This is a genomic window from Aeromonas molluscorum, from assembly GCF_051376105.1.
Lineage (GTDB): Bacteria > Pseudomonadota > Gammaproteobacteria > Enterobacterales > Aeromonadaceae > Aeromonas > Aeromonas molluscorum.
Map to the genome: position 1 here is coordinate 531,681 of NZ_JBPQCY010000002.1, position 24,204 is coordinate 555,884.

Below are 24,204 nucleotides of genomic sequence, written 5' to 3' on the forward strand. Positions count from 1 at the left end.
GCCTGTCGGCTGACCGCACCCGGTTCTGGGCCATGAGCGTTACTGGCGCGGCGTGCTGCACCCTGGGGGCCCCATGATCGAGATTGGTATGATGGACCTGGCCCTGCTGATGGAGGAGGGCGAGATAGCCGGGGAGATGGCGCTCTTGCTGGCCGCGTCCCCCAAGATCTCCGAGTTCCTCCGGCGTGCGCCAAGCAGTCAGGGGAAAAGGCTCAAGCGGCGCATCATGAGCTGGAGCGAGCGGCTCAATGAGGAGATCAAGCACAAGCCGGTGCCTGTGATGCTGGAACAGGAGTACCAGCTCTATCAACGTCACAAGGGGTTGCCCCTCTCCGAGCTGGTTGGCCAGTTGCCCGCCCTGCTCGATCAGTTGGCGCCGAGCAGTCCCTTCGCCGGTGAGGCGCGCAGTCTGGTACGCCAGCTCAGCGAACATCCCGGCGAGGGGCTGCAAAAGCTGTTTATCGAGAAGTGGCGCAGTAGCCTGGTTGGCGCCTTGTTGCAGTTGCAGCACCAGATAGCCGAGGCGGAGCGAGAAAAGCTGCGCCAGGAGATAGAGGATCAACTGCTGGCAAACCGTACCCTGGCCGATGCGCTGGATCCGCACCAGATCTCGGCTGGGGGCCTGTGGGATCTCGCCCAGGGTCATTGGCACAAACGCAGCCTGGAACTCATCAAGCAGTACGCGCGCATGCTCGAGCGCGAACCCCTGCTGCGGGAGATCGCAGACATGCTCGGTCGTAGCGAGCAGGATCGTCAGTCTCGCGAGCGCCCCGTGCCGCCTGTGCCGATGCAGGAGCTGGCCGAGGCGGTGAGCGATGATGTGCCGGATGATCTGGTGGGCATACACCCGGGCAACGATCTGATGCGAATGCTGTCCAGCGAGGCCGTGATGCTCGGCCTGCCCGAGCTGGAGCTGGAGTTTTATCGCCGCTATCTTGAGCGACGCCTGCTCAGCTATCAGTGCCGTGGCACCTTGCCACGCCAGCGTCTGCTGCTGCGTACCCCCCAGGCGGGCGGCACAGAGCCGCAGTCTCGCGGCCCCTTCATCGTCTGCATCGACACCTCGGGCTCCATGGGGGGCTATCCGGAGGAGTGTGCCAAGGCACTTTTCCTTGCCCTGCTCAAGGTGGCCATGGATGAGCAGCGGGGCTGTTTCCTGATGCTCTTCTCCACCGAGGTGGCCACCCTGGAGATCCGCGCCGACACTGGACTGGATCAGGCGGAGCGTTTCCTCTCCATGAGCTTCCACGGGGGTACCGATCTGGTGCCCTGTCTCGCCCAGGCCCTGGAGCAGCTCAAGCAACCCGCCTTTGCCAAGGCGGATGTGCTGGTCATCTCCGACTTCATCGCCCAGAGCCTGCCCCATGCCCTGCTGGATCAGATGAACGAGCGGCGCAGGCAGCAGACGCGCTTCCATGCCGTGGCCATGTCCCGCCACGCCAAACCCGCACTGCTGCGGGTGTTTGACAACAGCTGGCTACTCGATTGCGGCCTGCGTGGCCGGTTGCTGCGGCGCTGGCAGCAGAGCTGAGGGGCCAGCCACCCGGCTGGCCAGCATGACGCCACTCGCCAGCAAGGCCAGGGTCAGCCAATGGGGCAGGGTCAGCACTTCGTCAAGCAGCAGACAGGCAAGGGCACTCGCCACCAACGGGGTGAGCGAGCCGATTGCCGAGGTGATCTCGGCTCCCAATACCCGGATGGCATGACCGTAGCAAAGCGCCGCCCCCAGACCCGCGCCCAATCCCTGCACTACTCCCTGCCATAGCCAGGTTTGCCCAGTGCCGCCCGTTGGCCAGCCTTGCCAGAGCACTATGGGCAGCAGCACCAGGGTCGAGGGCACGGCCACCAGGGCGGCCGAATCCAGGGGGCCCAGCCCGCTGCGTTTCACACCCAGAGTGAACAGGGCCCAGAGCAGGGCGGCGCCGATGAAATGGAGCTGGCCGAGCCAGACCCCGGGCGCGGCGTGCCATATCATGACCAGCAGCGCCGAGGCGATCAGGCTCAGTCCGAGCCGACGCTGCGGGCCGCAGCACTCTCCCATTCCCCACAGCAAGAGCGCGACCCAAAGTGGTACCAGGCCCGGGATCAGGGCACTGCCCTGATTGACGGGGGCGAGCTGCATGCCACTCGCTCCGAGCCAGAAGAAGGGCAGCCCGGCCCCGGCCATGATGGCGAGCCGCCAGCGGGCTGGCACAGCCTTGAACCTGACTCTTGCCCGCCAGTAACGGGGTGTCAGCAGCAGGGCGGGCACCCCGTAACGCAGCAGGGCAAGGCCGAGCAGGGGCAGGCTGGCCTGGGCTCCGGCTTTTAGCGAGAGGAAAAAACCGGACCAGAGCAGCACTGTCGCCAGGGCCGCGGCCCAGCCACCGAGACGGGAATGAGGAAGGTGAGACACAGGCGCTCCTTGCGTGGGTCAGACTCCAGGGTGATACCTGATTATCAGGTGAAACAGGGGGGCGTTTCAGGGCAAACTCTTGGTGATTTCCCGTATATATTGGTAATTTCAGGTAATCAGGTGCCTATTTTTGATGGAAACCACCAAGATGCTCGACAGGATAGATTTACAGTTGCTGCGACTGCTGCAACAAGACGGCAGGCTCAGCACCGTCGAACTGGCTCAACACGTGGGTTTGTCCGCTTCCCCCTGTGCCCGGCGCCTCAAGCGGCTGGAGGGGGAGGGCCATATCCAGGGTTATCGCGCCATACTGGCGCGGGAGAAACTGGGGCTGGGGATCACCGTTTTCGTCAATGTGCGGCTCAGTCAGCACAAGGAGGCACTGGTGGAGGCGTTCGAGCAGGCGGTGTCCGCCATGGGGGAGCTGATCAGTTGCCATACCGTCTCCGGGACTTACGACTATCTGCTGGAAGTGGTGGTGCCCGACTTGCCCGCTTACGAGCAGTGGGTACGGCGCTTGCAGTCGCTGGCGATGGTCAATGACATCAACAGCCACTTCGCCATTCGTGCGGTCAAGGTGATGGGACCGCTGCCCATTTGAGGCCGCGGCCATTTGATCGGGCTCAGGAGGGGGAGCGGTGGTCGAGGGCCCGTTCGTTGACCTGCTCCTGATCGAGCAGGGGTTGGCCGCTGGGGTGGGCGATATGAAAACCGCGTTTTCCCCCATGTTTGACCTGATACATGGCCTTGTCCGCCCGCGCCAGGGCCGTGCTGAAGTCATCCTGAGGCCTGATCTGGGCAACCCCCATGCTCAGCCCTATGCAGGCTTCGCCGTTGGCGAGGGGAAAGGGGGCCGAGATGGCCTGCTGGCAGGCCTGGGCCAACTGCAGGGTGCGGGAGTCGCGGCTTGGCCAGGGGAGCAGCAGTATGAATTCGTCTCCCCCGAGGCGGCCGAGAACCGCATCCTGGGGAGAGATGCTCCTGAGTCTGCTGGCCAGCTCGACCAGCAGCTCGTCACCGGCCCTGTGGCCCAGACTGTCATTCACCTGCTTGAAGTCATCGAGATCGATGAAGCAGAGCGTCTGATGGGTACCTGGGAACTGGCGCTGCAGGGCGGCGCGGTTGAGCAGATGGGTGAGGGGATCCCTGTGGGCGAGCAGGGCAAGCTGCTGCTCGAACTCCTTCTCGTGGGTAACATCCATGTGGGAGCCCATGACCCGCAGCGGGTTGCCAGCCTGATCCCGTTCCACGACGCGGCCCCGGTCCAGCACCCAGGTTACCTTGCCATCCTTGGCCAGCATGCGGTGCAGGGCTTGGTAGAAGGGGGTCTTGCCGCTCAGATGATCCAGGAAAGCCGTGAGCACCCGTTCTCTGTCTTCCGGATGCAGGTGTTCGCGCCAGACGTCGAAGTGGGCCTCCAGCGCCTTGGGTTGATAGCCGAGCATGGCACCCCAGCGCCGATTGAAGATGATGAGCTTGCCGGTAGGAACATGGTTCTGCCAGATACAGAGACCAGTGCCATCCATGGCCGCGTCCAGCTTCTCCCGTGCGTCATCGGCGATGCGCTTGAGTCGCTCGTTTTCCTGTTGCAGTTTCCGATAGGCGGCCAGCAGCGCCTCGTAATCCTGGGGGACCTTTCCTGTCACGTGGGGACCATTTGTCTCTGCATGTCCTGGCATATGGCGCAGGACGTGGGGGGAGGGCTTGGAATGATACGTCGTCACCTGGCCCCGGCTAGATCGTTGACTATAGAGATAATGGATGATTATTTCATCATAAGTCAGCCTGATGCAGGATATGATAGAAAGTCTAATTATCCGATTTATCAACTAAATGCCGCTGGAGGCCTGTGAACGGCGTCAATCATTCATCCCTTTGGTTACTCTGCCTGACGCTGCTGGCAGGGTCGGTCTGGGCAGCTCCTGATGCGCCAGCAGGGACGCGCCCACAAAGCGAGTCCCTGCTGACGGAGCTGGCTCAGCTAGAGAACGGCTTCCAGCCCCATGGCGAATTTCAGGCCAGGGTGCAGGCGTTGTCACGCCAGATAGATGCCGCCAACCCCCTCTACGGCCGTCTGGTGAGCCTGCAGTGTTGGGCCTTGCCCGCCGAGAACACCAGCGACTACAGCGCCGCCATCACCTTCGCAAGCCAGCAGTTGCAACAGGCCCGTGCCCGCCAGGATGGGCTGGCTGAGATAGCCCTGCTCAACTGCCGGGGCTGGCACAGTCAGTTGCTGGGCGAGATGACCCATGCCCGTCGCGACTATGATGCTTCATTCACGTTGGCGGAGGCGGCGGGGGCTCAGCGGCTGATGGCGGACGCCTTGAGCTATCGTGGCAACATGCAGGCCTATCAGGGCCAGTTGGCCGCCGGCCTCAAGGATCAGCTCATTGCCCATGACATCTATGAACGACTCGGGCTCGAAGCCTGGCGGCTGCACCAACTGGGGGAGATAGCCAATACCTATCGCCGCATGGGGGGATTTGATCGCGCGCTCGAATACTTCAAGGAGCTGGAGAGGGCCTATCAGCAGCAGGGGGATGAGGAAAACCTGAACGATATCCGCTCCCAGCTCGGCATTCTTTACTCGGACACGGGACGCCACACCGAGGCGCTGGCGTTGTTTGAAGAGGCGGCGCACTATTTCAAGCGCAACGGCTGGGGCATGGATGAAGCCTGGGCCCTGACCGAAGTGGCCCACAGCCAGCTCAAACTGGGTCGGGTGGATGAGGCGCTGGTCAACTTGCAGCAGGCCGAGACCCTGCTCAGCCGCAAACAGGAGACGGACACCGCGACGCTGGGCCAGTGGCGACTGATCATGGGGTTGGCCGAAGAGGCTTATGGCCGACTGAATCGGGCGCTCTACTTCCTGGCGGTGGCCGAACCCATCTTCATTCAGGAGCATAACCAGCGTTTTCTCGCCACCATCTACCGGGTGCAGGCACGGATCCTGGAAAAACAGGGTCAGGCCAATGCCGCCCTGGCCTCGCTCAAGCGCTATGTGGCGATCTGGGAGGAGCTGGAGCGGGATCTCGGCGCCCAGCGCTCTATCCAGATGCGTTTCGAGTTCGATCTGGCGCGTAAGGAGGTTGAGAACGAGAACCTCAAGACTCATCAGGCGTTGCAGGCCCAACTGCTGGATCAGCTACAGGAGCGGCGCTACTGGCAGACGCTGGTGACGATACTGGTACTGCTGCTGCTCGGCGCCGTGGTGCTCTATCAACTCAGTCGCAGTCGCAAGATGCGTAGGCTCGCCATGACGGACGAGCTGACCGGCATTCACAATCGACGCCAGATCCAGGCCGAGGCGAAGACCATGCTGCAGCAGGCGAAGAGCCTGGAGCAGCCCTTATCCTTGCTGATCATCGACATAGACCACTTCAAGCAGATCAACGATGGTTGGGGTCATCAGGCGGGGGACAGGGTACTGATCGCGGTGGCGAGCAGCATCTCGGGGTCGCTACGCAGCCTGGACCGGGTGGGGCGCAACGGGGGCGAGGAGTTTCTGGCGCTGCTGCCCGACACCCTGCTGGCCGAGGCTGTCGAGGTGGCGGAGCGAGTGCGCCAGCAGGTCGAGGAACTCAAGGTAACCGAGTTGCCCGCCGAACATCCGGTCCGGGTCAGCATCGGCTGTGCCCAGCTGCGCGAGGGGGAGAGCCTCAGCGAGCTTATTCACCGCGCCGACGAGGCCATGTACAGCGCCAAGCGGGCCGGTCGCAATCGGGTGTGCAGCGCCGAGTGACCGGGATGGCGGAGGGAGGCAGATCCGGCGCATGCCGGGCTGGGTATTTTTCACTCGCGCGGGTATAATGTGGCGCAATTTTGCTAAGACGCCGGACACTCGCACCCATGTAACGCAACGCCTTCTCGCTTTTCATCAGACCCGCCCTGTTCGGGTTGGCTCGCGTTGCGCGCGTCGCAATCTCTTATTTCCCACGGTGGTTTACAGCCGCCGCTCAATAGAAGAACGTCGAACTATGTCAGCTGAATTTCTGAGTGAAGTCTCCAAGAGACGCACTTTTGCGATCATCTCGCACCCGGATGCGGGTAAAACCACTATCACCGAGAAAGTCCTGTTGTTCGGACAGGCAATCCAGCGTGCCGGTACCGTCAAGGGCCGTGGCTCAGGCCAGCATGCCAAATCCGACTGGATGGAGATGGAAAAGCAGCGCGGCATCTCCATCACCACCTCGGTGATGCAGTTCCCCTATCGTGACTGCCTGGTCAACCTGCTCGATACCCCGGGTCACGAGGACTTCTCCGAAGATACCTATCGTACCCTGACGGCGGTGGATTGCTGTTTGATGGTGATCGATGCCGCCAAGGGCGTTGAAGACCGGACCCGCAAATTGATGGAAGTCACCCGGCTGCGTGATACCCCCATCCTCACCTTCATGAACAAGATGGACCGCGAAGTGCGCGACCCCATGGAGGTCATGGACGAGGTGGAGCGCGAGCTCAACATCATGTGTGCTCCCATCACCTGGCCCATCAGCTGCGGCAAGTCCTTCAAGGGGGTCTATCACCTCTACAAGGATGAGACCTATCTGTATCAAACCGGTCAGGGTCACACCATCCAGGAGAAACGGGTGGTGAAGGGGTTGCACAACCCTGAGCTCGATGCCGCCATCGGCGAAGATCTGGCTGCCCAGCTGCGCGGCGAGCTGGAGCTGGTGCAGGGCGCCTCCCCCGAATTCGATCACGAGGCCTTCATCGCCGGTGAGATGACTCCGGTCTTCTTCGGTACCGCGCTCGGTAACTTCGGCGTCGATCACATGCTGGACGGCCTGACCGACTGGGCGCCGCCGCCCATGCCGCGCAAGACCGAAGAGCGTGAAGTGCTGGCGACCGAGGAGAAGTTCTCCGGTTTCGTGTTCAAGATCCAGGCGAACATGGATCCCAAGCACCGTGACCGTATCGCCTTCATGCGCATCGTCTCCGGCACCTACTCCAAGGGCATGAAGATGCGCCATGTGCGTCTGGGCAAGGACGTCAACATCTCCGACGCCGTCACCTTCATGGCCGGTGACCGCGAGCAGGCTATCGAAGCCTGCGCCGGTGACATCATCGGGCTGCACAACCACGGCACCATCCAGATAGGCGACACCTTCACCCAGGGCGAGATGCTTAAGTTCACCGGCATCCCCAACTTCGCCCCCGAGCTGTTCCGTCGCATCCGTCTGCGCGACCCCCTCAAGCAGAAGCAGTTGCTCAAGGGGCTGGTGCAGCTCTCCGAAGAGGGCGCGGTGCAGGTGTTCCGTCCGCTGATCAGCAACGACCTCATCGTCGGCGCCGTCGGTGTGCTGCAGTTTGACGTGGTGGTGTCGCGTCTGAAGAGCGAATACAACGTCGAGGCCCTCTACGAGGCGGTCAACGTCGCCACCGCCCGCTGGGTGGAGGGGACGGACGTCAAGAAATTCGAGGAGTTCAAGCGCAAGAACGAGGTCAATCTGGCCCTGGATGGCGGTGACAACCTCACCTATATCGCACCGACCATGGTCAACCTGCGTCTGTCTCAAGAGCGTCACCCGGACGTCTTGTTCCGCCAGACCCGCGAACATTGATATCGCGCGCACCCGGACGGTAAAAGCTGATATAAAAGAAGGCCCTCGCGGGCCTTCTTTTTTTGCCCGCGTTCTATTTTGGATCAGGAGATCGCCATGCTTGGACGCATTACCAACCTCTTCCCACTCTGGGCCTTACTGTTTTCCCTGCTGGCTTACTGGCAACCCGCTCTGTTCGTCGACCTCAAGACGCAGATAGTGCCGTTGCTCACCATCATCATGCTGGCCATGGGGCTGACCCTCAGACCCAGGAACTTCATCGATGTGGTGAACAACAAGCGGGCCATCGGGCTGGGATTGGTGTTGCAGTTCAGCGTCATGCCGCTGGCGGCGCTGCTGATCAGCCTCTTGCTCGGTTTCGATGCCGAACTGACGGTGGGCATGGTGCTGGTGGGCAGCGTCGCAGGCGGCACCTCCTCCAATGTGATGTGCTATCTCGCCAAGGGGGATGTGGCGCTCTCCATTACCATGACGGCGCTTTCCACCTTGCTGGGGGTCATCATCACCCCGCTGCTGGTGCAGTTGCTGGCGGGCAAGAGCGTCGATGTGCCGGTGCTGGACATGTTACTGAGTCTGGTCAAGATAGTGCTGGTGCCGGTCGTCATCGGGGTCGTGCTCAATAGCTGGCTGCACGCGCTGACCGAGAAGCTTGAACCCGTGCTGCCCCTCATCTCCATGGCGGCCATCGTGCTGATCATCGCCATAGTGGTCGCCCTCAATGCTGGCCAGTTCGCCACTATAGGCCCCATAGTGGCGCTGGCGGTGATCCTGCATAACGGCATCGGCATCACCGCAGGCTATTGGGTCAGCCGCCTGCTGGGCTTCGATGAGCGGATCTGCCGCACGGTCGCCTTCGAAGTGGGGCTGCAAAACTCCGGCCTGGCGACGGCGCTGGCGATGAAGTTCTTCACCCCGGCGTCCGCCGTGGCGGGCACCCTGTTCTCGGTCTGGCATAACCTGTCCGGCTCCCTGCTTGCCGGCCTCTGGGCCAAGCGGCCCTTGAGCCCGGTCACTCGGGACGTTGACCAGACGGTTGTCAAAGAGAGCTAAGAGCGCCGTCATCCCTGGCGTCCCTCGGGGCGCCAGGGTCATCACTTCTGCTCTTGCAATAGGTGGCCGCACTGGCCTGCTGGTCTAGCGAAGATTTTTTACCATGCAGATCTCGCAGGCATCGTGACCTGTGCTGCCGAGCGGCCCTGGCAAGTGCTCGAAACCGAGGGATTCATAGAGTGCGGTGGCCTCGCGCAGGCTGGCCGTGGTCTCCAGATAGCAGCGCAAGTATCCGAGGGTGCGTGCCTCCGCCAGCGCCTGCAACACCAGTCGCCGCCCCAATCCCAGGCCGCGCAAGTCGGGCAGGAAGTACATCTTCTGCAATTCGCAAACCCCCTCTTCCCCGTGCAGTGGCGCTATGCCACCGCCGCCAAGAATGGCGCCGTCCGGCCCTTCAATGACCCAGTAGTGACTCGTGGCCTTGTCGTAGGTCTCGAACAGCTCGTCCAGTACGGGATCGGCTACGCCGTAACCCTTTTCGGCGGTGAGGCCATATTCGGCAGAGACACGGCGCACCACGGCGGCGATGGCGGCGTTGTCGTCGGGGGCGATGGCGCGAATGCGATACCCCTGCTGGCGGCGGGCGCGGGACAGGGCGCTGCGATAGCGTCGCAGTCCCTCCCAGATCTGTTCGCTCTCCTCGGGCGCAAGCTGGGCCAGGGTATCGCTCATGGCCTCATCCATTTGCTGGTGCAACTCCTGCAATTGCGCCAAGCCATGGGCGGTCAGTCTGGCCTGCTTGCTGCGTCCATCCGAGGGGTGGGGTTGCCAACTGATGAGCTCCCGCTCGACGAGCCGGGCAAGGGGTCGGCTGGCGTTGGACTTGTCGATGCGCAGGCGGTCGGCCAGCTGCTGATTGGTGGCGGGCCCGGTCTCGAGCTCGATCAGCAGATGGGCTTCCAGGGGGCTGAGCGTCAGGGAGCCGCACTGCTGGGAGAGCATGCCGAGTTCACGAACCAGATCGCGCGACAGGGCGCGCAGGGGGCGGGGATCCATCTCTGTCTATCCTTTTGGTTGTCATCTACAGCCAATATAACCATTTGGTTGCTATCAACAACTTTTTTGTCGGGCTGCTTGGCGAAGCCACAACCAGGGGCGGAATGCGGGCACAAAAAAAGGCCCTGAAAGGGCCTAAACATTGGAAACCCGCGCCGGGGGGCGCGGATCCCATCCTTGGTCATAAAAAGAGTGGTGTGATGGCCGGGCACTGGCCAGAGCGGGGCATTGCTGGGTTTAGACCAGCTCGGCCAGCATAGTGTCGGAGTAGGGCACCAGGGGCTCGGATTTTTTCACCCGCGCCAGATAGTCCGGGTTGGCGATGAGCGGACGACCGATGGCGATGAGATCGAAGCGGTCAGCCTTGATCGCTTCGGCAGCGGTTTCTGCGCTGTAGTTGCCGACCCCGACCAGATGGCCATCGTACTGCTCGCGCAGGTAATCCGAGGCGCGGCCACCCAGGTAATCGAAGGTGAGGCTGTCATCGAAGATGCCCAGATGCACATAGGCAAGGGTGCGCTTGTTCAGCTCGCCGAGCAGATGGTCGAAGACGCCGCGATCCCGGGCATCGCCCTCCATGTGGGCATAGGCACCGGGGGAGAGGCGCAGGCCAACCCGATCGCCGCCGATGCGGGCATTGACCGCATCCACCACGTCCAGGGCGAAGCGGCTCATATTCTCCGGAGTCTGACCATATTGGTCATCACGCAGGTTGCTGGCGTAGTGCAGGAACTGATCGATGAGGTAGCCGTTGGCGCCGTGGATCTCGACCCCATCAAAACCGGCTTCCATGGCGTTGGCGGCGGCCTGGGCGTATTGCTCGACCAGCTCGGCAATCTCGGCAACCTCGAGGGCGCGCGGCACCGGATAGCTCAGATCACGCATGCGCGGCAGCGTGCCTTCCAGACCGATGGCAGATGGAGCGACCGGCTGCTGGCCGTGGAAGAAGGAGTGGGAGACCCGCCCCACGTGCCACAGCTGGGCGAAGATCTTGCCGCCCTTGGCATGCACGGCGCTGGTCACTTTTTTCCAGCCTTCAATCTGCTCGGCGCTATAGAGGCCGGGGGTGTTCGGATAACCCTGACCGTCCGGACGAATGATGGTCGCTTCGGAGATGATGAGGCCGATGTCGGCGCGGCGGCCATAGTAGGCAGCCATCTGCTCGGTCGGCACCAGGCCGGGACCTGCCATGCAGCGGGTCAGCGGTGCCATCATGAAACGGTTGGCCAGGGTCAGGCTGGCATTGAGACGGTAAGGCTGAAACAGAGTATCCATGGCGATGTGTCCTGGGGCAGATGATTCTTGAACGTGCATTCAAGATGTTTTTTGCTTTGTGCGCAAGTCTTTTTTGAATGTGCGTTCAAGATAAGTTGGCCCGACCCTGCCCCTGGGGTAGACTTGCCGCCATATCAACCCCTAGCCACAGGACCCCCGATGCGCAGCGCCGAGTTCAACCGCGAAACCGTCTTGCAAAGTGCCATGGAAGCATTTCGATCCAAGGGATATGCCAAGACCACCATGCAGGATCTGGTGGCTGCAACCGGGTTGCACCCGGGCAGTATCTACGCGGCGTTTGGCAACAAGCGCGGCCTGTTGCTGGCGGCGGTGGATCACTACATCGAGAGCAAGCGGGCCTGTCGACGGGCCCGGTTTGCACAGGGTGAGCCGCTGGCGGCCATAGAGGGTTTTCTGCGGCAGGTGGTGAGCGATACCCTGGACGGCTGCTGCCTGATCACCCGCACCCTGGTGGAGCTTGCCGAGCAGGACGAGGAGCTGCGCCTGCGCCTCAAGGCGAGCTATGGCGAATTGGAAGAGGACTTGGCTGTCGTGCTCGAACAAGCCAGGGAAAAAGGGGAGCTTGCCGCTGACGTCGCCACCCCCACGTTGACCGCTTTTCTGCTGGTCAGCATCCAGGGCCTGGTCACCGTTGGCCAATGTCGCCCCGAACCCGAGCTGCTCGGCGACGTGGTCAGTCAGGTCATGGCCTCCCTGCGCGCCTGATCCCTCGGCTGGGCCTCTTCCCTCGGGATCCCCAGCACCTTCATCAGATCTTGCAGCCACATCAAGGCAAGTTGCTGGGCGTGGGATCAGGGGCGTGCCAGACCCCCTTCGCGGAGCTAGCCAGGCTCCGAGTTCATCAGCTCCTTCATCAGATTTTTCAGCCACATCAAGACAAGTTGCTGGGCGTGGGATCAGGGGCGTGCCAGACCCCCTTCGCGGAGCTAGCCAGGCTCCGAGTTCACCAGCTCCTTCATCAGATCTTTCAACCACATCAAAGCGGGTTGCTGGGCGTGCACCGGGTGCCAGACGCAGTTGAGGTGGTAATCCGGCACGGCGTCCGGCAGCGGCAGGCTTTTCAGCGGCCAGTGGTTGGCGAGCAGCTCGGCCACCATGCTGGGCAGCACCAGCAGGTGATCGCTCTGGCTGACGATGGTGGCGGCGGACATGTAGCTCTGGCTATTGACCGAGATGGTGCGACTAAAGCCCAGGGTTTTCAGGAATCTGTCCAGACTTGCCTCAGAGGTGCCGAGCGGCGAATGAAATACATGAGGCATATCAACAAGCTGCCGTAGCGTGATCCGCTCCTCGGGCAGCGCCATGGTGGCGCGCACCAGTCCGGCCAGGGGCTCGGTCAGCCAGGTCTCCTTGCCCAGATATCCCGGCACCTGCATGTACTCGTCAAACCCCAGCACCAGGTCTATCTCGCCGCTGGCAAGCTCCGCCTCCGGCAGCGTATCGCGCAGTATGCGGATCTCTATGGTGACTCCGGGTGCCAGCTTCTTGAGGCGCTGCATAAGCGGCGGGATCAGTACGCACTCCACATAGTCAGTGGTACAGAGCACGAAGCGCCGTTTGGACTGGCTCGGTTCGAACACCTCCTCCTCGCTGAGCTGTTGCTCCAGCAGTTGCAGCACCTGCTGCACCCCCAGATGCAGGCGCTGGGCGCGGGGGGTGGGCAACATCCCTTGCGGGGTACGCACCAACAGCGGATCGCCAAAGAAGGTGCGCAACCGAGCGAGGGCGTGGCTCATGGCGGGCTGGCTGATAAAGAGCGAGTCAGCGGCGCGGGTGACGCTGCCTAGCGTCATCAGGGCGTCAAAGGCGAGCAGCAGATTGAGGTCGAGCTGGTGCAATTTCATGGGGAGGATTATTCGTGCTGTTTATGGGACAATTAATCCTATTCATTTGATGGATGGGCGCGCAACTTCTTACACTGCAACCCACACTGTTTTTTCCAGGATGCCCCGTCCGGTTCGCTGCCGGGGAGGGGGCCGCAATCCACTCCAAGGAGTCTGGTGATGGCAACGGTTAAGAGGGCTGCCACCCAGATGGCCTGCTCCTGGGACATCGAAGCCAAGATCGCACGCGCCGAGCAGCTGGTTCGCCATACGGTTGCATAACCGGTGACAAGCCGGTGGGCCAAGGCCCGCCCGTTTCCCCTATTACCGGCCCTGTGATGCACAGATTGCCACACAGGCCCGCAAGGATATTACGATGAGCATCAAGACTCTCTCTTCAGTCCCGGCCGTTGATGGCTTCACCATGCCCGCCGAGTGGGCGCATCAGCAGGCCGTCTGGATGATCTGGCCATACCGCCCAGACAACTGGCGTGAGGCCGGTCGCTTCGCGCAAGCCACCTTCGCCAAGGTAGCCGATGCCATAGGGCAGGCCACCCCTGTCTTTATGGGTGTGCCCGCCCAGTTTATGGAGCAGGCCCGTGGCCTCATGCCCGCTCACGTCACCCTGGTCGAGATGGCCAGCGATGACTGCTGGGCCCGCGACAGCGGCCCGACTGTGGTCACCAATGCTGCTGGCGAGTGCCGTGGTGTGGATTGGGGCTTCAACGCCTGGGGCGGCCTCAAGGGCGGTCTCTATGCGCCTTGGAATCAAGATGAAGAGGTGGCGGCCCAGATGCTGGCCCAGCATGGCATGGATCGCTACGACGCGCCGCTCATTCTGGAAGGGGGCTCCATCCACGTCGACGGCGAAGGTACTTGCATGACCACAGCCGAGTGCCTGCTCAACGAGAACCGCAATCCGCACCTGACCAAGGAGCAGATCGAAGCGCACTTGCGCGACTACCTCGGCGTCACCAGTTTCATCTGGTTGAATGAGGGCGTTTATCTGGACGAGACCGACGGCCACATCGACAACATCTGCTGCTTCGTGCGCCCGGGTGAAGTGGCCCTGCACTGGACTGACGACCAGAATGATCCCCAGTACGCCCGCTCTCTGGCCGCCCTCAAGGTGCTGGAAGCGGCGGTGGATGCCAAGGGGCGCAAGCTGAAAGTGTGGAAGCTGCCCCAGCCGGGCCCGCTCTACTCGACCTTCGAAGAGTCTGCCGGCGTCGAGAGCGGCAGCGGCGTGCCGCGTGAAGCACAAGGCCGTCTGGCCGGTTCCTATGTGAACTTCCTGATCACCAACGATCGCATCGTCTACCCGCAGCTGGATGCCGCCACCGATGGCGAGGCCCAGCGCATTCTGGAGGGGATCTTCCCGGATCACACAGTGGTCGGCGTTCCGGCCCGGGAGATCCTGCTGGGCGGTGGCAATATTCACTGCATTACCCAACAGATCCCGTCCGGCAAATAAGCTGGCCGAAGAGTGTAGACATTCAAAACCCCACGCCGTGGGGTTTTATCTCTTGATGACGTGATGGTCGCAGGCGCTGATGCGGCGATCATCATGACAAACAGTCACCCTTTTAAAGGAGATCCCCATGATCGAAGTGACCGAGGTTTCCATTGCCGAGCTGCGCGGTGCGCTCGAATCAGGCCGCACCACAGCGGTCGAACTGGTCAAGGCCTATCTGGCCCGTATCGAGGCCTACAACGGCCCCGAGACTGACACTAAACTCAATGCCGTGGTGGTGCACAACCCCGACGCGCTGAAAGAGGCGCAAGATTCTGATGCCCGCCGCGCCCGTGGTGAAACCCTGAGTCCGCTCGACGGCATCCCCTACACCGCCAAAGACAGCTATCTGGTCAAGGGGCTGACTGCCGCCTCCGGCAGCCCGGCCTTCAAGGATCTGGTGGCTCAGCGTGATGCCTTTACCGTTGAGCGGCTGCGGGCCGCCGGTGCCATCTGCCTGGGCAAAACCAATATGCCGCCCATGGCCAATGGTGGCATGCAGCGCGGCGTCTATGGCCGTGCCGAAAGTCCCTACAATGCCGATTACCTGACCGCGCCCTTTGCCTCCGGCTCCTCCAACGGTGCCGGTACCGGCACAGCGGCCAGCTTCTCCGCCTTCGGTCTGGCGGAAGAGACCTGGTCGAGCGGCCGTGGCCCTGCCTCCAACAACGGCCTGTGTGCCTACACACCATCCCGTGGCGTGATTTCGGTGCGCGGCAACTGGCCGCTGACTCCGACCATGGACGTGGTCGTGCCCTACGCCCGCACCATGGCCGATCTGCTGGAAGTGCTCGATGTAGTGGTTGCCGATGATAGCGACACCCGTGGCGATCTGTGGCGCATGCAGCCCTGGGTGCAGCTGCCCAAGGCCTCCGAGGTGCGTCCGGCTTCTTATCTTGAGCTGGCAGCCAAGCCTGATGCCCTCAAGGGCAAGCGCCTCGGTGTGCCGCGCATGTTTATCAACAAGGATGAACTGGCTGGCACCAGCGAGCACCCCGGCATCGGCGGCCCGACCGGCCAGCGTATCCATACCCGCCCGTCGGTGATCGCCTTGTGGGAACAGGCCCGTCAGGCGCTGGAAGCCGCTGGCGCCGAAGTCATCGAAGTGGACTTCCCCCTGGTCTCCAACTGCGAAGGGGACAGACCCGGCGCGCCGACTGTGTTCAATCGCGGCATAGTGTCACCTGAGTTTCTCAACGACGAGCTGTGGGAGCTCTCCGGCTGGGCGTTCGACGACTTCCTGCGCGCCAACGGCGATCCCAAGTTGAACAAGCTTGAGGATGTCGATGGGCCGAAGATCTTCCCCCACGATCCGGGCACCCTGCCGAACCGCGAGGGGGATCTGGCGGCGGGCATGGACGAGTACGTCAAGATGGCCAAGCGCGGCCTCAAGCGTTTTGACGAGATTGCCTCTGTGCCGGACGGCCTGCGTGGGCTGGAGCAGACCCGCAAGCTGGATCTGGAAGACTGGATGGACGAGCTGAAGCTCGACGCCGTGCTGTTCCCCACAGTTGCCGACGTCGGCCCGGCTGACGCGGATGTGAATCCGGCCTCCGCCGATATCGCCTGGAGCAACGGCATCTGGGTCGCCAACGGCAACCTCGCCATCCGCCATCTCGGCGTGCCGACCGTCACAGTCCCCATGGGGGTGATGGCCGATATCGGTATGCCGGTGGGCCTGACCTTCGCCGGCCGCGCTTATGACGACAATAACCTGCTGCGCATCGCCTCGGCCTTCGAGTCCACCGGCAGCAAACGCAGGGTGCCGCCGCGTACCCCGCCGTTGGGGTGATTGCGGTTGGAGATTAAAATAGCGAAAAAAACCACCTGTATAATAGGTGGTTTTTTTCGTGCCGAAGGAATATGACTTTATGGTTTATAAATAGGTTGATAACCATAGAAGAATTATAATTTTGTATATTTTTCTTTACTTGTGAAAATCACATCTAGTTTATATCTTGATTAGTAGCTTTTCCGCGAATTCAACTTCGAAGTGCAATTCCCGATTAAAAATCAGGCTGCTTTCAGAAGTTCGTCAAAAACCACCTGTGGCTGTTTAAATCCCAAGCATTTGCGTGGCCTGAAGTTCAGCCGCTTTTCGACGGCTGACAGTGCCTCTGCTGTCACCACACTCAAATCACTGCCTTTGGGCACATATTGCCGCAGCAGACCATTGCTATTCTCATTCTGTCCCCGTTCCCATGCACTGTATGGATGCGCAAAGTACACCTGCGCTTCCAGCTCTGCTGCAACACGTTCATGTTCGACAAACTCGCTACCATTGTCAGCTGTGATGGTATGGACATGTGCCTGGTAGGGTTTCAGCATGCTGATAATGGTGTCCGCCACCGCGCTGGCTGTTTTGCTGGGAACGTATTGAACCAGGTAGAGCCGGCTCTTACGCTCCAACAGACTCACTATTGCACCGCTGCCTTGCTTACCCAACACGGTATCGACTTCCCAATCTCCCACACGGCTCCGCTCATTGACTATCGCAGGGCGTTCATCAATCGATACCGGATTGGGAATGACACTGCGTTTGCTGTTCTTACCCTTGCGATAGCGTTTGTGACCCTGACGCAGATGCCGGTATAGCGTGCCACCGTTGGCCTTGTCGCGTGCCACATAGCGGTATATCCACTCGTGGCTAACCGGGCAGTTAATCATGTCTCCAACGCCACTGATTTGCTCGGGACTCCAGTCCGCGACCAGCGCCATGCAAACAAAGTCGATGGTATCAGACGGGACAGTACGCTTCTGACTCGTCAGCCGTCGTGCCGTGGCAAGTTGGTGAGCCTGCTGCGGCTGATAGGCCTGCCCAGCACAATTACGACGAAGCTCACGACTGATAGTCGATGGATGAACCCCGAGCTGTTTGGCAATGCGGGCCTGTGACAGGCCATGGTCACGGAGGCAGGCAATCTGGTATCGTAGCCCCTCGGTCAACTGCTGGTATTTCATGGTGTATCGCTTTGTTTCTTTGGCGAGAAGAAGCGTACCCTAACTGGTAGTTGACCGCCTCTCTCCTATGCACCATGGGCATTGCACTTATTATCTGAATTCACGTCGACCTTGTCTGCAATTTCTTCGATGTTATCATCGAAAGCTACAAATAACTTGTCTGCTAACAATGGTAACTCTTTAAGTAATGCCTCACCATCACCAACCATAAGTGGTAGTAGTTTAGTGTCTTCGGCCCCAATTTCAGAGGAAAGAACAGCATTTAACTCCTTCATTGGCCAAGATTTTTTTACAGAGATATCAGATATCACTGCTATTACAAACTTAGATTTTTTTAAGGCAGTATTTATTTTAGAAACAAGGGAGTCACCCCAGTTAATAGCAAAGCAGTCAATAAAAACATTTATATTGCGCTTTTTTAATTCTGTATACAGTGGAATGGCGACTTTATCTTTGTCTTCACTAGCGTGACAGATGAAGATGTCATACATATCAAATACTCCCTTTAGTTTTCTAACAAAATCTGGAGGGTTATTGTCTAACTCTAGAACTTGTTTACATAGTGTTAGATCATATACAGGATCTTTAGCGGCAACCAATTGAAATAGATATGAAAAAGGCTTCGTTTGTGATCTGATTTTATCGCCAAACAAAACCGCCACGCCCGAAGCCATGACTATTATCCACGCCAATCACTATCTCAATCAACTCCTCGCTCCCGCCGAGCTCGAGCGCATTGCACGCCTCTGCAAGTTTTGCCTGCGTCTGCGCACCATTACCCCCTGGATGCTGGTCACCTCCCTGCTACGCGCCTTCGGTGGGGACACAGTCGCGGCCATTGCCAGTTTGCATCTGCATTTCAATGGCTTGCAGCTCATTGGCGCCCATCAAGTCTCCTACAAACCCTTTCATAACCAGTTGCGCAAACCCGCATTTGCCCAGTTTATGAAGGCCCTGGTTGAGCGAGCCATCGCCCTGCGCATTGGTCAGCAGGTGACTGAGGTTGCCCAGGGCGCTTTCAAGCAGGTGTTGCTTCAGGATGGCACCTCTTTTGCGGTTCATAAACGCTTGGCCACTGTCTTTCCCGGACGATTCAAGACCATCAGCCCAGCCGCCATCGAATGCCACATGCTCATGTCACTGCTGGAGCAAAAACCGGTCTGTATGCAGCTCTCTGCCGACACCGCGTCTGAGCGCCAGTTTCTTCCTGATGCCAAAGTGCTGACCGGCAGCCTGCTGCTGGCGGATGCGGGTTACATCAGTCACGCCTATTTTGCCGAGGTGAACAAGGCTGGCGGCTTTTACCTGGTGCGGGGGAGCAAGAACTTGAACCCAGAGATCCTCAATGCGTGGCGCGATGATGGGCGAACAGTCCCCAAGCTGACCGGCATGTCACTCAAGGAGGCAGGACGGCGGCACTGCCGGGCAGAAGTGCTGGATATGAATGTGAGAGCGGGTCAATACGAATATCGATTGCTCCGGCGCTGGTTCGCCGAGGAGAAGCGATTCTGCATCTGGATGACCAACTTGCCACGTGATGCATGGCCAGCAGAGCGCGTAATGCGTCTGTATCGCTGCCGCTGGCAGGTCGAGTTGCTGTTCAAGGAGTGGAAATCGCACAACAACCTCAAGGGTTTTGTGACGGGACAGCAAGCGATCGCCGAGGGTCTGGTGTGGGCCAGCCTGCTGTCGCTGGTGCTGAAACGACGAGTGGCACAGACACTGATGAAAGAGGGTCTATCGACGCTCAAGGCAGCGAAGAGTGGTGTGACATGGTGGCTGCCGATATTGGAAGCGATAGCGCACCGAGCCATCAGCGAAATAAGGGAGCGACTGGAATGGGCCGTTGATTTTCTGTCAAAAAACGCTCGCCGGACAAAGCAACGAAAATCGATACAAAACAGGACCTTGGAAGGTGTTTTAATTGACGTTTTTTCTTAAGGTCCTGTACATGAGTGTTAGATAAGGAGAGTGTTCTTCACCCTTAATCATTTTTATAAAACTCAAATTCCCATAAACCGCTCTTTTATAGGTGCTTCCGTCGAGTTTTATATTTTTCATTTCAGAGTCGTGAATTCAGATAATAAGTGCAATGCCCATGGTGCATAGGAGAGAGGCGGTCAACTACCAGTTAGGGTACGCTTCTTCTCGCCAAAGAAACAAAGCGATACACCATGAAATACCAGCAGTTGACCGAGGGGCTACGATACCAGATTGCCTGCCTCCGTGACCATGGCCTGTCACAGGCCCGCATTGCCAAACAGCTCGGGGTTCATCCATCGACTATCAGTCGTGAGCTTCGTCGTAATTGTGCTGGGCAGGCCTATCAGCCGCAGCAGGCTCACCAACTTGCCACGGCACGACGGCTGACGAGTCAGAAGCGTACTGTCCCGTCTGATACCATCGACTTTGTTTGCATGGCGCTGGTCGCGGACTGGAGTCCCGAGCAAATCAGTGGCGTTGGAGACATGATTAACTGCCCGGTTAGCCACGAGTGGATATACCGCTATGTGGCACGCGACAAGGCCAACGGTGGCACGCTATACCGGCATCTGCGTCAGGGTCACAAACGCTATCGCAAGGGTAAGAACAGCAAACGCAGTGTCATTCCCAATCCGGTATCGATTGATGAACGCCCTGCGATAGTCAATGAGCGGAGCCGTGTGGGAGATTGGGAAGTCGATACCGTGTTGGGTAAGCAAGGCAGCGGTGCAATAGTGAGTCTGTTGGAGCGTAAGAGCCGGCTCTACCTGGTTCAATACGTTCCCAGCAAAACAGCCAGCGCGGTGGCGGACACCATTATCAGCATGCTGAAACCCTACCAGGCACATGTCCATACCATCACAGCTGACAATGGTAGCGAGTTTGTCGAACATGAACGTGTTGCAGCAGAGCTGGAAGCGCAGGTGTACTTTGCGCATCCATACAGTGCATGGGAACGGGGACAGAATGAGAATAGCAATGGTCTGCTGCGGCAATATGTGCCCAAAGGCAGTGATTTGAGTGTGGTGACAGCAGAGGCACTGTCAGCCGTCGAAAAGCGGCTGAACTTCAGGCCGCGCAAATGCTTGGGATTTGCGCAAATGCTTGGGATTTAAACAGCCACAGGTGGTTTTTGACGAACTTCTGAAAGCAGCCTGATTTTTAATCGGGAATTGCACTTCGAAGTTGAATTCGCGGTCACTTACATTATATCGAGCCTTTATAAAGCGAATTTCTGCTTCAAGTAAATTTTTCTTCCACTCGTTGATCATTGCTCTAGTTTTTCTAATGAATCTTCGATCAACATTAACCCCTTCATTTACAACTAAACCGGTTACCTCTTGTCTCTGAGATTTGTGCTGCAAGCGAGTTTTATTATGATTTATACTAAATCCAGATTCGATAATAGCCTGTTCAATAACACGACCTGCCTTATATTTATATTGTCCATCTTCTTCAAGAACTTTTTCAACCAAAATACTAGATAGTGGTTTATTGCTTGAAAATGTTAAGTCATCGGCATATCTTGTATATGTTAGATGGAATTTTTTGGCAATATTGACTAATCTTTTATCTAATGATGTCGATGCTAAATTAGAAATGACAGGGGATGTACAGGCGCCTTGAGGTAATTTACCATTATATGTACATAACTGAGCTAATACTGATGCCGCTGGTGTCGCCATATTAAATGGAGTGTTTTTAAATATGCCTTGTACTCTGCCAAAATTAATAGAGTGAAAAAAATCTTGTAAATCTATATTTAATACATAGTTTTTCTTTTTATGTTGCTCTGCATTTGAGACTATCCCTTTTCCTCCACCTACAAAGCCATGAACAGGCTTTTTAATTCGATAATGAGGATTATTCCACGTACATTGTGTCGGCTTCTTGCTTTATTTTTTGAAAATTTCAATTTTTTTGCCATGACTCGATGTGTGGCTTGCCATGACTCGAAACGGACGATTACGCTGCGCTAATCGTCCCTACATCATTGGGTTTATTGTGTTACCTCCCCCTCATCCCCAACCCTTCTCCCGCAAGGGGAGAAGGGAGCAAATTCGTTCCGCTGATTGTGCGTTGGCTCTGTGGTGCGGTTGGATATGAGTGGCTTGGAATTGGCACGGGCCATCCCCTCTCCCTCGGGAGAGGGTTAGGGTGAGGGGCTGCAATCTGTGCTGTAGGTTCGAATAGCGAAGCGTATTCGGACGTTCGCGAATAGGAGGTTACAGCCGATTTTTCCGGACTTTCCCAGACTTCACCTTCTCTTCACAGAAGCCCATTTTCCCCTCACAAATCCCCCGTATTTTCTGCCCACTGATAAATGGGCCCGGCTTGCCACAGGGGTGGCGAGGGGCCGGTTGGTTCGAGGGAGCAAGATGATGAAAGGTTGGATAAAGTGCGGGCTGGCCGGTGCCCTGGTGCTGATGGCGAGTTTCTGGGGTGGCAGCGTGCGGGCGGCGGGGATGTCGCTGACGCAGGTGAGCGGCCCTGTCTATGTGGTGGAGGACAACTACTACGTCAAAGAGAACTCCATGGTCTATTTCGGGGCCAAGGGGGTGACTGTGGTGGGGGCGACCTGGACGCCGGATACCGCCCGCGAGCTGCACAAGCTGATCAAACGGATTAGCAGCAAGCCGGTGCTGGAGGTGATCAACACCAACTACCACACCGACCGGGCGGGTGGTAACGCCTACTGGAAGTCCATCGGGGCCAAGGTGGTGGCGACGCGTCAGACCCGGGATCTGATGAAGAGCGACTGGGCCGAGATTGTTGCCTTTACCCGCAAGGGGTTGCCGGAGTACCCGGATCTGCCGCTGGTGCTGCCCAACGTGGTGCACGACGGCGACTTCAGCCTGCAAGAGGGCAAGGTACGCGCCTTCTACGCGGGCCCGGCCCACACCCCGGACGGCATCTTTGTCTACTTCCCCGACCAGCAGGTGCTCTATGGCAACTGCATCCTCAAGGAGAAGCTGGGCAACCTGAGCTTTGCCGATGTGAAGGCGTATCCGCAGACGCTGGAGCGACTCAAGGCCATGAAGCTGCCGATCAAGATTGTGGTTGGCGGTCATGACTCGCCACTGCACGGCCCCGAGCTGATTGATCACTACCAGGCGCTGCTCAAGGCCGTACCCCAGTCATAAGCCGGCGCGGCGGCAGCCGGAGGATGCGCTGGGCGCACTAAAGAAGGCGCCTAGTCGGGCGTTTGTGACAGGGGGACGCCCTTGCCCCCTGTTTCGGGCTGTTCAAGGGCGGCCCCCTTTCATAAGATGGGCCTCTCTTCACGCAGTTAGCGGGCCTTTCGTGATGCACGCAATTCAAGACGAACAACCCGATTCACTTGGCCGCCTCAAGCAGGCTTTCATCACCGGCATGTGGGCGTCGCTGGCCAGCATCATCATCGGCTTTGCCTTCAAGGTGTGGCTGGCGCAGTGGGTGGCCAAGGGGGATCTGGCGCTGTTCAACAGCGTGGTGGATTTGATCTCCCTGTCGCTCATCCTGATGACCGGCTTTCGCTCCTCCATGGTGGTGAGCTACTCCCAGACCAAAAACGACAGAGACATCATCAATATCTTCCGCTACTTCCTCATCGGTATGGTGCTGCTCACCTGGGGGCTGGTGATCCCCTATATCAAGCACGGGCTCCATATCCGGGTGGAGTACCTGCAACTGGTGGGGATCATCTTCGGGCTGGGGCTCAAGGTCTACTTCACCAATCTGGTTGCCATGTACCGCATGTATGACATTTCAAACAAGGTCACCTGGCTGGAGCCGCTGGCCAACGCCTTGATGTTTATGGCCTGCTATTTCGGGCTGGGGATGGATGCACTCTCGTCGCTCTTCTACGGGCTGACGCTCTCGTCGCTGGGCATTGCCCTCTATATGTATCTTTATCGCCGCCGGGACATCGCTACCCGACCGCTCGCCAAGGTAGCGCTCGGCCCCGAGATGCGCAGCTATGTGAAGAAGAGCTTTACCGCATCCTTGGAGGCAGGGGCCAGTATCCTGATGATTTACATTACAGTGCTGCTCACCATACGCCACTTCAGCATCGACGAGCTGGGGGATTTCCAGGTGGTGGTGCGCCCCATCTTCACCTATATGACGCTGCTGTTTGTCTTCCCCATCTACCGCTTCGTGCTGCCGGAGCTGGCGGTCAATCTGCGCAACGGCGATCACAGCCAGATCAGGATGATCCGCCGCTGGATCTTCCGTCTCTCCGCCATCGTCAGCCTGCTGTTCTTTATGCTGATGCTGCTGGCGGGCAAGCCGCTGGTGTTGCTGCTGTTCCCCGTCGACTATGTGGGCGCCGTGCCCGTGCTGTTCCATTTCTCCATCTTCTTTATCTTCATGATGCTCAACGGCTATCAGCTCGCCTATATCAAGGCCCACGGCCACTTTACCCAGAGCCTGCTGATCCGGCTGGCGGGCATAGTGGCACTGGTGGCGGCCTACTATCTGGTAGCCCGCTTCACCACCAATGTGGTGGCCATTATCGTGGCACTCGGTCTCGGTTATATGGCGATGTTTATTCTCTCCACCCTGGCGGAGCGGCGGATCCTGCGCTCACTGCCACCTGAGCTGGCAGCCCAGTCGTAGAGGTTTCGGATGGTCATGGCACAA

General features: G+C 58.9%; 18 protein-coding genes and 2 pseudogenes. 12 read left to right on the forward strand and 8 right to left on the reverse strand.

The window, feature by feature from the left end; translation table 11 throughout:
• Positions 1-73: 73 nt before the first annotated feature.
• Positions 74-1,531 carry an ATPase RavA stimulator ViaA gene (gene viaA / locus ACSMDR_RS13100; protein WP_436468540.1) on the forward strand — a complete coding sequence of 486 codons (1,458 nt, stop codon included), beginning with the start codon at positions 74-76 and terminating at the stop codon, positions 1,529-1,531.
• Here the strand turns inward: viaA and ACSMDR_RS13105 are convergent.
• Positions 1,478-2,395, reverse strand: coding sequence for a DMT family transporter (locus ACSMDR_RS13105; protein ID WP_436468541.1), 918 nt, complete (start codon positions 2,393-2,395; stop codon positions 1,478-1,480). The two genes, viaA and ACSMDR_RS13105, sit on opposite strands and share 54 nt — an antisense overlap.
• A 133-nt stretch (positions 2,396-2,528) precedes the next feature.
• Here ACSMDR_RS13105 and ACSMDR_RS13110 point away from each other — a divergent pair, with 133 nt between their 5' ends.
• A complete protein-coding gene (locus ACSMDR_RS13110; RefSeq protein WP_436468542.1) occupies positions 2,529-2,996 on the forward strand; it encodes an Lrp/AsnC family transcriptional regulator in 468 nt (155 codons plus the stop codon).
• Between the two features lie 22 nt (positions 2,997-3,018).
• On the opposite strand, the gene ACSMDR_RS13115 is transcribed toward ACSMDR_RS13110, so the two are convergent.
• A complete protein-coding gene (locus ACSMDR_RS13115; RefSeq protein WP_436468543.1) occupies positions 3,019-4,041 on the reverse strand; it encodes a diguanylate cyclase domain-containing protein in 1,023 nt (340 codons plus the stop codon).
• A 203-nt stretch (positions 4,042-4,244) separates the two neighbouring features.
• Between ACSMDR_RS13115 and ACSMDR_RS13120 the strand changes: the two genes are divergently transcribed.
• The 3 genes from ACSMDR_RS13120 (at position 4,245) to ACSMDR_RS13130 (ending at position 9,009) form a co-directional block, all read left to right on the forward strand.
• Positions 4,245-6,137 (forward strand): GGDEF domain-containing protein, encoded by a 1,893-nt coding sequence (locus ACSMDR_RS13120; protein ID WP_436468544.1) that lies wholly within the window; start codon positions 4,245-4,247, stop codon positions 6,135-6,137.
• Positions 6,138-6,372: 235 nt separating this feature from the next.
• Positions 6,373-7,959 (forward strand): peptide chain release factor 3, encoded by a 1,587-nt coding sequence (prfC, locus tag ACSMDR_RS13125; protein WP_005903056.1) that lies wholly within the window; start codon positions 6,373-6,375, stop codon positions 7,957-7,959.
• 96 nt (positions 7,960-8,055) lie between these two features.
• Positions 8,056-9,009: a bile acid:sodium symporter family protein gene (locus tag ACSMDR_RS13130; RefSeq protein WP_005903058.1), complete on the forward strand. Its 954-nt coding sequence runs from the start codon at positions 8,056-8,058 to the stop codon at positions 9,007-9,009.
• A gap of 84 nt (positions 9,010-9,093) precedes the next feature.
• Here ACSMDR_RS13130 and ACSMDR_RS13135 read toward each other — a convergent pair whose 3' ends face one another.
• Entirely contained in the window at positions 9,094-10,005 is a 912-nt protein-coding gene (locus ACSMDR_RS13135) for a bifunctional helix-turn-helix transcriptional regulator/GNAT family N-acetyltransferase (RefSeq protein ID WP_436468545.1), read from the reverse strand.
• A 237-nt stretch (positions 10,006-10,242) separates the two neighbouring features.
• Positions 10,243-11,280 (reverse strand): alkene reductase, encoded by a 1,038-nt coding sequence (locus ACSMDR_RS13140; RefSeq protein WP_436468546.1) that lies wholly within the window; start codon positions 11,278-11,280, stop codon positions 10,243-10,245.
• 159 nt (positions 11,281-11,439) lie between these two features.
• On the opposite strand from ACSMDR_RS13140, the gene ACSMDR_RS13145 reads away from it, so the two are divergent.
• On the forward strand, positions 11,440-12,006 hold the full coding sequence (locus ACSMDR_RS13145; protein ID WP_436468547.1) for a TetR/AcrR family transcriptional regulator: 567 nt from the start codon (positions 11,440-11,442) through the stop codon (positions 12,004-12,006).
• A 221-nt stretch (positions 12,007-12,227) separates the two neighbouring features.
• Here ACSMDR_RS13145 and ACSMDR_RS13150 read toward each other — a convergent pair whose 3' ends face one another.
• A complete protein-coding gene (locus ACSMDR_RS13150) occupies positions 12,228-13,145 on the reverse strand; it encodes a LysR family transcriptional regulator (protein WP_436468548.1) in 918 nt (305 codons plus the stop codon).
• Between the two features lie 355 nt (positions 13,146-13,500).
• On the opposite strand from ACSMDR_RS13150, the gene aguA reads away from it, so the two are divergent.
• The gene (gene aguA / locus ACSMDR_RS13155; RefSeq protein WP_436468549.1) at positions 13,501-14,598 is read left to right on the forward strand and encodes an agmatine deiminase; all 1,098 of its coding nucleotides are present in this window, start codon (positions 13,501-13,503) and stop codon (positions 14,596-14,598) included.
• A gap of 127 nt (positions 14,599-14,725) precedes the next feature.
• The gene (locus ACSMDR_RS13160; protein ID WP_436468550.1) at positions 14,726-16,429 is read left to right on the forward strand and encodes an amidase; all 1,704 of its coding nucleotides are present in this window, start codon (positions 14,726-14,728) and stop codon (positions 16,427-16,429) included.
• Between the two features lie 221 nt (positions 16,430-16,650).
• Here ACSMDR_RS13160 and ACSMDR_RS13165 read toward each other — a convergent pair whose 3' ends face one another.
• Together ACSMDR_RS13165 and ACSMDR_RS13170 are read right to left on the reverse strand one after the other, a co-directional pair.
• Positions 16,651-17,598, reverse strand: coding sequence for an IS30-like element ISAeca1 family transposase (locus tag ACSMDR_RS13165; RefSeq protein WP_012564931.1), 948 nt, complete (start codon positions 17,596-17,598; stop codon positions 16,651-16,653).
• A 65-nt stretch (positions 17,599-17,663) separates the two neighbouring features.
• Positions 17,664-18,272, reverse strand: a complete 609-nt coding sequence (locus tag ACSMDR_RS13170) for a toll/interleukin-1 receptor domain-containing protein (RefSeq protein WP_436468551.1) — start codon at positions 18,270-18,272, stop codon at positions 17,664-17,666.
• Between ACSMDR_RS13170 and ACSMDR_RS13175 the strand changes: the two genes are divergently transcribed.
• Entirely contained in the window at positions 18,271-19,539 is a 1,269-nt protein-coding gene (locus ACSMDR_RS13175; RefSeq protein WP_436468552.1) for an IS4 family transposase, read from the forward strand. The two genes, ACSMDR_RS13170 and ACSMDR_RS13175, sit on opposite strands and share 2 nt — an antisense overlap.
• Before the next feature lie 233 nt (positions 19,540-19,772).
• Positions 19,773-20,739 (forward strand): annotated as a pseudogene (locus ACSMDR_RS13180) (IS30-like element ISAeca1 family transposase).
• Between the two features lie 182 nt (positions 20,740-20,921).
• On the opposite strand, the pseudogene ACSMDR_RS13185 reads toward ACSMDR_RS13180, so the two are convergent.
• Positions 20,922-21,431: pseudogene (locus ACSMDR_RS13185) on the reverse strand (reverse transcriptase domain-containing protein); the annotation flags it as partial.
• A gap of 528 nt (positions 21,432-21,959) precedes the next feature.
• Between ACSMDR_RS13185 and cphA the strand changes: the two are divergent.
• Together cphA and ACSMDR_RS13195 are read left to right on the forward strand one after the other, a co-directional pair.
• Positions 21,960-22,724 carry a CphA family subclass B2 metallo-beta-lactamase gene (gene cphA / locus ACSMDR_RS13190; RefSeq protein WP_436468553.1) on the forward strand — a complete coding sequence of 255 codons (765 nt, stop codon included), beginning with the start codon at positions 21,960-21,962 and terminating at the stop codon, positions 22,722-22,724.
• A gap of 163 nt (positions 22,725-22,887) precedes the next feature.
• Entirely contained in the window at positions 22,888-24,180 is a 1,293-nt protein-coding gene (locus tag ACSMDR_RS13195; protein WP_436468554.1) for a lipopolysaccharide biosynthesis protein, read from the forward strand.
• Positions 24,181-24,204 lie beyond the last annotated feature (24 nt).